At 69.6% G+C, this 9,979-nt stretch carries 6 protein-coding genes and 1 tRNA gene; 3 read left to right on the plus strand and 4 right to left on the minus strand.

The annotated features are described in order from the left end of the window. Positions 1 to 426 precede the first annotated feature (426 nt). Positions 427 to 3,132 (minus strand): MGH1-like glycoside hydrolase domain-containing protein, encoded by a 2,706-nt coding sequence (locus MTDSW087_RS28985; RefSeq protein WP_144769141.1) that lies wholly within the window; start codon positions 3,130 to 3,132, stop codon positions 427 to 429. 218 nt (positions 3,133 to 3,350) lie between these two features. Here MTDSW087_RS28985 and MTDSW087_RS28990 point away from each other — a divergent pair. The 3 genes from MTDSW087_RS28990 (at position 3,351) to MTDSW087_RS29000 (ending at position 6,113) form a co-directional block, all read left to right on the plus strand. Then, positions 3,351 to 3,424: transfer RNA gene (locus MTDSW087_RS28990), tRNA-Gln, on the plus strand. Positions 3,425 to 3,539: 115 nt separating this feature from the next. Continuing rightward, positions 3,540 to 5,339, plus strand: coding sequence for a site-specific integrase (locus MTDSW087_RS28995; RefSeq protein ID WP_238179259.1), 1,800 nt, complete (start codon positions 3,540 to 3,542; stop codon positions 5,337 to 5,339). Between the two features lie 477 nt (positions 5,340 to 5,816). Then, a complete protein-coding gene (locus MTDSW087_RS29000) occupies positions 5,817 to 6,113 on the plus strand; it encodes a hypothetical protein (RefSeq protein WP_144769143.1) in 297 nt (98 codons plus the stop codon). A 313-nt stretch (positions 6,114 to 6,426) separates the two neighbouring features. On the opposite strand, the gene MTDSW087_RS29005 is transcribed toward MTDSW087_RS29000, so the two are convergent. The 3 genes from MTDSW087_RS29005 to MTDSW087_RS29015 form a co-directional block, all read right to left on the minus strand. Next, positions 6,427 to 6,693: a LysR substrate-binding domain-containing protein gene (locus MTDSW087_RS29005; RefSeq protein ID WP_280525297.1), complete on the minus strand. Its 267-nt coding sequence runs from the start codon at positions 6,691 to 6,693 to the stop codon at positions 6,427 to 6,429. 9 nt (positions 6,694 to 6,702) lie between these two features. Next, positions 6,703 to 8,409 (minus strand): hypothetical protein, encoded by a 1,707-nt coding sequence (locus MTDSW087_RS29010; protein WP_186384046.1) that lies wholly within the window; start codon positions 8,407 to 8,409, stop codon positions 6,703 to 6,705. 519 nt (positions 8,410 to 8,928) lie between these two features. Next, positions 8,929 to 9,825 (minus strand): replication initiator protein A, encoded by an 897-nt coding sequence (locus tag MTDSW087_RS29015; protein ID WP_144769149.1) that lies wholly within the window; start codon positions 9,823 to 9,825, stop codon positions 8,929 to 8,931. Positions 9,826 to 9,979 lie beyond the last annotated feature (154 nt).

Raw genomic sequence — 9,979 nt, forward strand, 5'->3', positions numbered from 1 at the left:
GTCGCCCGGCAGGACCGCGAAGTCGACCCGGTAGGTCGCGGTGATCAGGTGGTGCGGCGTCTTGTACTGAAGCGTGACGCCGTCGACCTCAAGGAGTGGTGCCCCCGGGAGAGGCCCCTCCGGGAGAGGTACGTCGATTCCCATCGGTTCCTCCCTGGCGCCGCGGCTTCGGCCGCGATCGTTCGCGTCCCGGGGCGGGAGGGCCCGGCGGCCCGCTCCCCAGGGTCATGCGCCGGCCCGAGCGGTTGGCGTTCCCGCGCGGGCGGCGCTCGGATGCGCCGGGCTCGTCCGTCTTCGCGCCGACATCGGTCCGCGCGAGACTGCTTTTGGACTTGGCCCGGCCCATGGCCCGATCACAAAGATGCTATCAGCGGCTCCGAGGGCTGTAAAGCAGTCGGATATCTAATATAAGACAAGATTATTTTACTAGATTTGGTGGGCTGAACCGCCCTGTCCCGTCTCGGGTTCGGCAGGGGCGAGATCCTGGATCGGCCCCAGCGCGACCTGCTGGATCAGGAGCGCCACCAGGGCCGACCAGCCGGTCTGGTGCGAGGCCCCGAGGCCGCGGCCGGTATCGCCATGATAGTACTCGTAAGAGAGGACATGGTCGCGGAAATGCGGGTCCTCCTGCTCCAGGCGGCTGTCCCCGTAGACCGGGCGGCGCCCGTCCGGCCCCCGCGTCGAGAGCGCGATCAGGCGGTGGGCGAGGAGGTCGGCGATCTCCTGCAGCGAGAGGAACCGCCCCGAGCCCGTTGGCGCCTCGACCCGGAAGTCCGGCCCGTAATAGCGGTGGAAGCGGCGCAGGCCGTCGATCAGGAGGTAGTTGATCGGCAGCCAGACCGGCCCGCGCCAGTTCGAGTTGCCGCCGAACAGGCGCGTGCGCGACTCGGCCGGCTCGTAGGGCAGGGCCAGCTCTTCCCCGTCCCAGCGGAAGCGGAAGGGCGCGTCCGCATAGACTTTCGAGACGCCGCGGATGCCGTGGGGCGAGAGGAATTCCGTCTCGTCGAGCATGCGGCGCAGAAGCGCCTTGAGCCGGTGGCCGCGCAGCAGCGAGAGCAGCAGCGTGCCCCCCTGCCCCGGCTCCTGCCAGCGCGAGACCAGCGCGGCGAGGTCCGGCCGGCTCTCCAGGAAGAAGCGCAGCCGCGCCTGGAAGCCCGGCAGGCAGCGCGTATCGGCCTCGCGCAGGATCGCCACCGCGCAGATCGGGATCAGCCCGACGAGGGTGCGGGCGCGGATCGGGATGCGGCCCGCCTCGGTCTCGATCACGTCGTAGAAGAACTGGTCCTCCTCGTCCCAGAGGCCGCCGCTGCGGGCAGCCGCGTCCGCGATCAGCAGGAAGTGCTCGAAGAACTTCTGGGCCATGTCCTCGTAGGCGCGGTTGTCGAGCGCGAGCTCGACCGCGATGCGCATGAGCTCCAGCGCGTTCATCGCCATCCAGGCGGTGGCGTCGGACTGGGTGAGCGCGCCGCAGGCGAGGGGCTTCGAGCGGTCGAACAGGCCGATATTGTCGAGGCCGAGGAAGCCGCCCTGGAGCAGGTTGCGGCCGGCCGCGTCCTTGCGGTTCACCCACCACGTGAAGTTGAGCGCGAGCCGATTGAAGGCGCGCAGCAGGAAGCCGTGGTCCGGCACGCCGGTGAGCGCCCGGTCGAGGCTGAAGACGCGCCAGGCCGCGAAGGCGTGCAGCGGCGGGTTGGCGTCGGAGAAGCCCCACTCGTAGGCCGGCATCGCGGCGTTCGGGTGCGTATAGGCCTCGTCGAGGAGGAGCAGCACCTGCCCCTTGGCGAAATCCGGGTCGATCGTCGCCAGCACGATGCTCTGCAGCGCGAGGTCCCAGGAGGCGAACCAGGGATATTCCCAGGCGTCCGGCATCGAGATGATGTCGTGGGCGCGCACGTGCCGCCAATCGGCGTTGCGGCCGGATTGGCGCGCCTCCGGCGGCTTCGGCTGGCCGGGATCGCCCGCGAGCCACTCGCGCACGTCGTAATGGTAGAGCTGCTTCGACCAGAGCAGGCCGGCGAGCGCCTGGCGCTGCACGCGGCGCTCGTCCGCCTCCGGGATGTCGGCCTGCAGGGCGGCGTAGAAGGCGTCCGCCTCGGCGATGCGCTGCGCGAAGACCGCGTCGAAATCGGCGAACGGGTCCCCTCCCCCTCCTTCGTCCGGGCGGAAGCGCAGGCGCAGGGTGGCCTCGGCGCCGGCCTCGAGCCGCAGCCGGTGCAGCGCGGCGCATTTCGTGCCGGTCCGGTCCGGATTGACCGCCCCGGCCTCGCCGCCGACCACGCAGCGGTCGATCGCATCCTTGGGGTAGCCGGCCGGCGGCAGCCCGTAGAGCCGGGCGCCGTTGGTCTCGTTGTCGCAGAACAGCCATTCGGGCGCGCCCTCCGCGAAGAGGCGCATCGGCGGCATGCGTGGGTGGCGGGCGCTCACCGTGCCGTCGGGCTCCAGGCACAGCGCGGGCCGGCCCGCATCCCCGCCCCAGGACCAGGTGTTGCGCGCGAAGAGCTGCGGCAGCAGCGCGAGCTCCGCCGCCTCCGGGCCGCGATTGGCGACGGTGACCCGCATCAGGATGTCGTCGGGGCCGGCCTTGGCGTAGGCGATGGCGACGTCGAAATAGCGGCCCGCGTCGAACAGGCCCGTGTCGATCAGCTCGAATTCGGGATCGTCGAGGCCGGCCCGCGCATTCTCGCGCACCAGCCGCTCGTAGGGGAACGCGGCCTGCGGGTATTTGTATAGCATCCGCATGTAGGCGTGGCTCGGGAGCCCGTCGAGATAGTAGTAGAGCTCCTTGACGTCCTCGCCGTGGTTGCCCTCCTCATTGGTGAGGCCGAACAGGCGCTCCTTGAGGATCGGGTCGCGCCCGTTCCAGAGCGCGAGGCAGAGGCACCAGTTGAGGTCCCGGTCGGCGAAGCCGCCGATCCCGTCCTCGCCCCAGCGATAGGCGCGCGAGCGGGCATGGTCGTGCGGGAAGGCGGTCCAGGCCTCGCCCCCGGCGCTGTAATCTTCCCGCACCGTGCCCCATTGCCGGTCGCTGAGATAGGGACCCCAAAGCCGCCAGGCCGGATCGGTGCGGGCCGCCACGAGGCGGCCGCCCTCCACGGTGTCGAAGATGCGCGGTGCTCGGTGGGTGTGCGGCACGGCCTTGCGATCGCTCCGATGGCGCGGATTCCCCGGCGATGCCGCAGCCGCCCCGACCATAGCAGGCCGCGAACCGCAGCGATGCGCGAACGACGGCGACGGAGCTGTTGACCTGCGCGGCCTTTCCCCCTATCTGATCCCCACCCGAGCGGAGGGCGCCTGTTAGGCCCCACCCCGGTCTTCCACCCCGTGCAAGGCACTGCCGGCCGAGGGGTTGGTGGGGGATAGTTTAACGGTAGAACGGTGGACTCTGACTCCTCTAGTCCTGGTTCGAATCCAGGTCCCCCAGCCACCTAGCAACCTAAGTCATTCTTAACGCTCAGCTTTCTGTCTCGCCGCCCTGCGGGTTGAGCCGGTTGCTACAATCCGCTGCTACAAAGTCCGCCCGCGGGCGGCAGGCGGGCAGCGTGAAGACCTCCATCGCCAATGTCGTCCGGCGCGGCCGGACGCTGCATTTTCGGCGGACCGTCCCGCCGGAGCTGCGCCGCTTCGTCGGGCGGCGTGAACTCACCCGCAGCCTCGGCACAGTCGATCATCCGACTGCCAAGCTGCACGCCGCCGCGCTATACGTCGCCTCGGAGCGCCTCTTCGGCGCCGTGCGCGCGACACCCATGCTCACCGATGCCCAACTCGCCCGCCTCGTGCAGGACTTTTACGCGACCGTACTGGAGCGCGAGAACACCGTGCGGCTGCGCGCGCCGCCCCACGACGATGCCGTCTCCGAGATCCGGGGTGCCTACTACGGCGAGATCGCGGCCAAGACCCGCAGGGCACTCGCCGGCAACCGCCTCGATGAGGCCCGCGTCATCACCGAGGCCATGCTCAAGAAGCAGGGTGTCATCTGCACCGATCTCGCGCCGGACGACTGGCAGCGCGCGCGCCAAGCCGTCATGCGCGCGGGCATCGACGTCGCCGAGGCTCTACAGGCCCGCTACACCGGTGACTTCAACCACGAACCCAGAGACAAGCTGCTCCGCGAGACGCTGACCGCGTCACCTTCGGACCAAGCCCCACCCACTCCAACCACTTCGGTGCCGTCAGCGACGACGGAGGCGATGACTGCAAGGCCGCGCCCTGCAACGGCTCCCCTTCTGTCGACCGTGACTGAGCCCTTCATTACCGATCAGATCGCCAGCGGCGCGTGGGAGCGGCAGACGGCTGCTCAGGCGCGAGCCACCTTCAGGCTCCTCACCGACATCTGCGGCGACCTCCCCCTGAGGGACTACACCCGCCAGGATGCTGGCCGCTTCAAAGAGCAGCTTCAGCGCCTGCCCTCGGACTATGGCAAGGCGTCCGCCTATCGAGGGCTAAGCGTCGCGCAGATCATCGTCCGATACGACGGACAAGCCACCGCGGGCCGCACGGCGCCGATCACTGCCAAGACCATCAAGCGCCACTTCTCCGCTCTCTCTGCCCTGTGGACGGCCGCCGAGGCCAAGGGCGAGGTCGAGGCCAACATCTTCGTCGGCTTCCGCTTCGGTGCGGGCAAGCGGGCCGTCGAGGAACGCGACCTCTGGGAGACGACCGAACTTGCCACGCTCTTCGCCTCGCCGGTCTGGTCCGGATGCGCGTCCGAGACACGCCGGGCCGAGCCCGGCTCCCTGATCCTGCGGGACGAGAAATTCTGGCTGCCGCTCATCGCCGTCTTCTCCGGCATGCGGCAAGAAGAAATCTGCCAGTTGAGCCTGGACGACATCCAACAGGTCGAGGGCGTTTGGTTCTTCGATCTCAACGCGCGGGACGGGCGCATGCTGAAGAACGCTACGGCCGCCCGCCGCGTGCCCATTCATGACGAACTCATTCGTCTGGGGCTCCTCGATCAGGTGGTGCAACTCCGGGGCCGTGGTGAGACGCGCCTGTTCCCGCTGCTCAAGGCGGGCGGTGCGGACGGTCGCCTCGGACACGCATTTGCGAAGTGGTTCACCCGTTACAGGCGCGAGATCGGTCTCGACCGGGCTAAGCTCGTCTTCCACAGCTTCCGGCACACGGCAACGACGCTGATGCATGAGGCGGACGTCCAAACCGCTATTATCGACCGCGTTACGGGTCACACCACGCCTGGTGAGACCGCTCGTTACACCAAGCGCACGACGCTCCGTCAGCTGCAGGCAGCGATCAACGCCATAGTCATCGGTGTGGACCTCTCACACCTTCACAAAAACTTTGCGGCAACCTCGAACAAAGTGCCCGTAGCCCGTCAACCCTAAGCCCGCAACTCCTCGCGCGCACGTCATTTCGCCATATCGGCAGACACGCGACGCCCATCCCAGGCACCCGAGCCTCCACCGGCTGCCAGGCGGGGTGGAGAACCGCGGGTCAAACGCCGAAGGGCATCCATCGGCGCCAAGGGTGGTCCGGTACGCCGGGCCGTTCAGGAGTGAGGACCGGGTCGCCTCGGACCTCCAGACGACCGCCTGCCCCAAGGGTCCAGAAGGCCGACATCCGTCCGCGTACGTCCCACAGCGATGAACGACAGGAACACCCGTCGATGCCGCTCGCAGCCGGCACCGCTGCCGCGTCCCGGCGTTCCACATGCCCAAACGCTAGGGGGTCTGTTCGATTTAGTCGCGCGGGGCCCCCGCACCCTGTTGCGCTCTCGCCGAATCGTGCTCACTCCCCGAGACCTCGCCACGTCGTGTGGCCGCCGACGCCCCCGCGCGGTGCTCTGCAGGAGGTCTTCAGCCATGTCGTGTTCATCCTCACCACCCACCATCGTCACGACCCAGCCGCCTCGGGGCGCCCCACGGTACTGGGCGCAGGCCGCCGTCGCGCCGCAGCCCGCCCGGCCGGGGCAGCGCGTCCTGCCGCTGCACCGGCTCGATCCGGTGATGCAGGACTTCTTCCGCGACCAGATCGAATGTGGCGAGGTGCCGTACTGGATCGTCGCCGACGAGCCGTGCATCGCCTACGCCTCACTCACGCCCTACACCGCCGCTGGCACCGACGAGCCGGATTGGGGGCGGGCCTTCCTCATGCTGTAAACGGCCACCGGAGGAACTTTCCTCAGACGGCACCCCGGCCGGGATCCGAGGGGCTCTTCGATTTCCCGGGCGCGGGCGGCAGCGTCCGCTTCGCGCCCGACCCAGTCGTCTGAGGCATCCGCTCGGGTGCGCGAGAGCGGCCGCCACGCAATGAAGACCGAAGCGACGGAATGGTGGCGGGCGGCGTGCTTGGTGCAATCCCCTCATCCGAAGTCTGCAGTTGCCCCGGTACGAGGTGACGATCACCGCGCACCGGCTCACGTGACGGCCCTCTCGATGAGTGCAGTTCGAAGCCGGCCGATCCGGTCGGTCGTCAGGCATCCACGTTCGGTTCAGACTGCTCACTGCCCACGGTGTCGTCCACGCGATCCTTCAATCGCTCGATGACCCATCGCCCGGCGGGGCCAGGGAGCTCGGCGGTCCGGTACACGGCCGACACCGACAGTGCGAACGCGCACGCCTGGAGGTCCTGGATATCCAGCCTGACGAGGCGGCCCTTCGCGAGGTCCTCGCGCACGGCGTGGAGCGGCATGCCGCCCCAGCCCAGGCCGCCGACCAGGAACGCGTGCTTGGCCGACAGGTCGGCATTCTACTGCCGACGATCCGCGCGGTTGAGGTTTGCCCGGTAACGCAGCCGGTCCGCCGCCCCGGCCGCTTGCTTCTGACCTGCACGGAACAGGAACACCGCGTCGTCGAGCCCTCCGAGATCGTAGACGATCGCCTCCTCTGCCCGCAGCGGCACCGCGGTCTCGATCTCGACCACCTCCCGGCCCATCAGCCCGAGCCGCACCCGCACCGGCGCCAGCGCGCGCTCGCCCACATGCACCAGGATCACCCCCTCCGGCCCGTCCGCCGTTTGATCCGGCAGCCGCCGCACGCAGCTACGGGGTACCGCCAGCACCTCACGCGCGCCGTCGGGGTCCGCCAACACTGCGCCGTGCACCTTCATCGTGCCCTCGACACGCACCGCCCCGGCCAACAGCGCCAAGCCGAGGCGCACGCGCCGCTCCCCGTCGATCTCGCAACGCGCCGCCACCACCGGACCGCGCTCCCGGTGCCGTTCGCCCATCGCCGGGATGAACGCCAGCTCGAGCCAGTCGCCTGACATCACCGTCTCGGCCACCCCGGAAGGCAGCAGGCAGGAGGCGAACAGCACGGGTGGTGACGACGCATCACCCTCGCCACCCGGCTCCGCCGCAGCCATCGCCTCGACCACCCGCCTAGCCGCGGACGCCGCGAAGTCCGCGTCCAGCTTCAAGGCCACCGCGTCGTGGCCGATCCGCACGTCGACGGTTATCTCCGGCGTCACCGTCATCGTGCGCCGCTTCGTCGTGCGGATGCCGGCCGCCTTCCACTCCGCCTCGCTCAGCTCCAACCGCGGCAGGCCGGTGTCGCCGAGCCGGCTCTTCGCCGCCGGCTTCATCAACGCCAGCGGCGGTGCGGTCCGCCGTCGCTCCGCCTCCTCGGCCGCTTCCAGCGCCCGCTCGCGCTTGTACGCGGGTCGCGCGAAGAGCCCGCCGCCCCGCCCGCGCTGGCGCATCCCGGCGCGCTCCTCGGCCGTCAGCCCCCAGCGGTCGCGATAGCCTGAGTCGTCCTGGGCCACGACCTCCTCGACCGGCGGAGGGTAACCTTGAGTCAGACGCGGCGCGTGGATCTCGATGCGGCACCGCTCCTCGTCCGGGAAGGTCGGGCGGCCCGCGAGCTTCAGCGTCACCCACATCTGCTGGCCATCGCCGAGTTCGCTTCGACCCACCACGACCGCCCGCAGCGGCTCGCCCCCCCAGCGGGTCGGGATCACCCGGGCCGGCGTACGCAAGTCCAGCGCCTCCGCCACGGCGCGCGGCAACTGCAACCGGAAAGCGCGATCCTCCCACCGCGTGAAGCTGTAGAGGCGGTCGCCCGGCCCGAACTCGGTGCCACCCGGCAGGACGTCATCCACCGCGATGTCGCAGGGCCAAGTCAGGTTTAGGAACCGCGAGGGCGTCCCCCGGCGCTCCAGGCGCTCGATCTGCCTGTCGGACATGCCGAGCCGCTGCAACGGCGCCTTGGCCGCGTCGCGCGCGTCGCCCAACAGCGCCTGCACTCGGTCGAGATAGGCCGCCTGCCGCGCCTCGATCTCCTCACCCACGATCGTCATGACCGGGGTGGACGCCCGCACCCGCGTGCGCAAGGCCGCGCCGCCGCGGTCGGCGTCCCGCTCGAGGTCGACCTTCACGCTGCCCCGGCAACTGGCCTGCATCGGCAGGAACGCGTCCGGGTCGGGCAGCAGGTACGCGTGATCCGTGATGATCCCCACCGTCAGACTCCCGCTCCGTCCCGTTGCGACCAGTTCCAGCCCGAGAAAATTCACCGCGGGCCTTGAACGGCGCCCGCGCATGAACCATGACATCCCTGTCCGGCCGATGCATCGCTCGGACTTGCCCGTCGTGGTCGGCGTGATACGGCAGCGCGGCGGGGACATGGGATACTGTGGGGATGTGGTCGTTATATCCCGCGGGCACCGCAACGCTCGAAGCCCGAAGGACCACCGGCGGCCTGCATGACGCCGTGAAGTCGCGAGCATTCTCCCCAGCCAGCAGGGCAATGGGGGGCCGTAGCGAGGCGCCTCGACTTGCGAGGTGACCAAGCGCGCGTGCGGCGTCCCAGGCTCCGGCCGGGGATGTTCCCGCTTGACCGTAGCTCCTCCTCTCCGGGGTGACGAGCGGCAAGTGGAAACCTCCCCCACTCCCCCGACCCCAAGAGAGAAACCCAAGAGCGAGGGTTACTGGATTAAGTTGGGTGTGCCGGCATCCTTCCCCGAGTGCCGCGTCAGCGCTCACCTCCGTTCCCCGCGTGCCGTGTTGCCTGCCGGCCGTCGCTGCCGGTCTAACATCTCCGGCCGCGGGCACATCGAGATCCGCGGCTCGTCCTTCCCGCGGTCGAGCCAGAACACTTGGTAGTCCGGCAGCGCGTTGGCCCGGACGATCCGGCGCAGCTCGTGCCGGAAGCGCGGCAGCGGGCTGCCCTGTCCCGATTTCCCCCATAGCGTCGCCACCGTCGTATAGTGGCTTGGCTGGTAACCCACATGCTTGCGCGCCACGCGGTAGAGCCAGCGCTCGTAGTTACCGGCGATGCCGAAGTAGCTCTCCGTCAGGCTGAGCAGGTGCCGCTGCGCCACCGCCGTGTGGAACCACTCGCCCAAGGCCACCGCGAGGTGCCCGCGACCCGCGCCCTCGCCCACCTCCGTGATCAGCGTGAAGGTCCGCTCCGGGCCGGGCTTGCCATCGGGTCCGATGTTCGTCGTGTACCGGGTCCCCCGCAGCCGCGCGAAGGCGGCTCGCAAGAGCGCATATTCCCGCCCGCTCGCGCTCAACCCGCGCGCCTGGAGCAGTTGGCGCGGGTTCAGGTCGACGACCTCCGGCACCGCCGCGCCCCTCGGCCTCTCGTGCACGAGCCGGCTGGCGATCAGGATCAGCAGCTCCGCGTCTCGGATGCTCGCCACGCCCCCACCCGCCGCCGGGACCGCGCGCAGCCAGCAGCGGCCCTGGGGGTCGGCGTAGTCGATCGGCGTGGGCCGCTCCCGACTCGCCAGGCTGAAGAAGGGCCGCTCCATCAGCGCGCGTACGTCGTAGAGCGGCCAGGGCGCCCGGTGCGGCGACGGGACCGGCGGCGCGATGATGGCGGGCTCGGCGAGGCGCTCCCAATCGAACAGTGCCCGGTCTTCGTCCGACATCCGTGCGTGCGCTGCGTCCTCCGGCTCGTCCTCGCAGCCGAAAATGCTGAGATGTCCGCCGTCAGCACTCCTGAGACAGATTGAGGGTCTTCACGAACGGAGGATGGCTGGTTCATCGTAGCCCCCAGGAGCGAAGATGAAACAGACGTCCGGG

It is taken from the genome of Methylobacterium dankookense, from assembly GCF_902141855.1.
Classification (GTDB): Bacteria; Pseudomonadota; Alphaproteobacteria; order Rhizobiales; family Beijerinckiaceae; genus Methylobacterium; species Methylobacterium dankookense.

Bases quoted from the DNA above. Each gene is read 5' to 3' on its own strand.
- MTDSW087_RS29000 (WP_144769143.1), top strand. From the start codon at position 5,817: ATGTCGTGTTCATCCTCACCACCCACCATCGTCACGACCCAGCCGCCT.
- MTDSW087_RS29015 (WP_144769149.1), bottom strand. From the start codon at position 9,825: ATGTCGGACGAAGACCGGGCACTGTTCGATTGGGAGCGCCTCGCCGAG.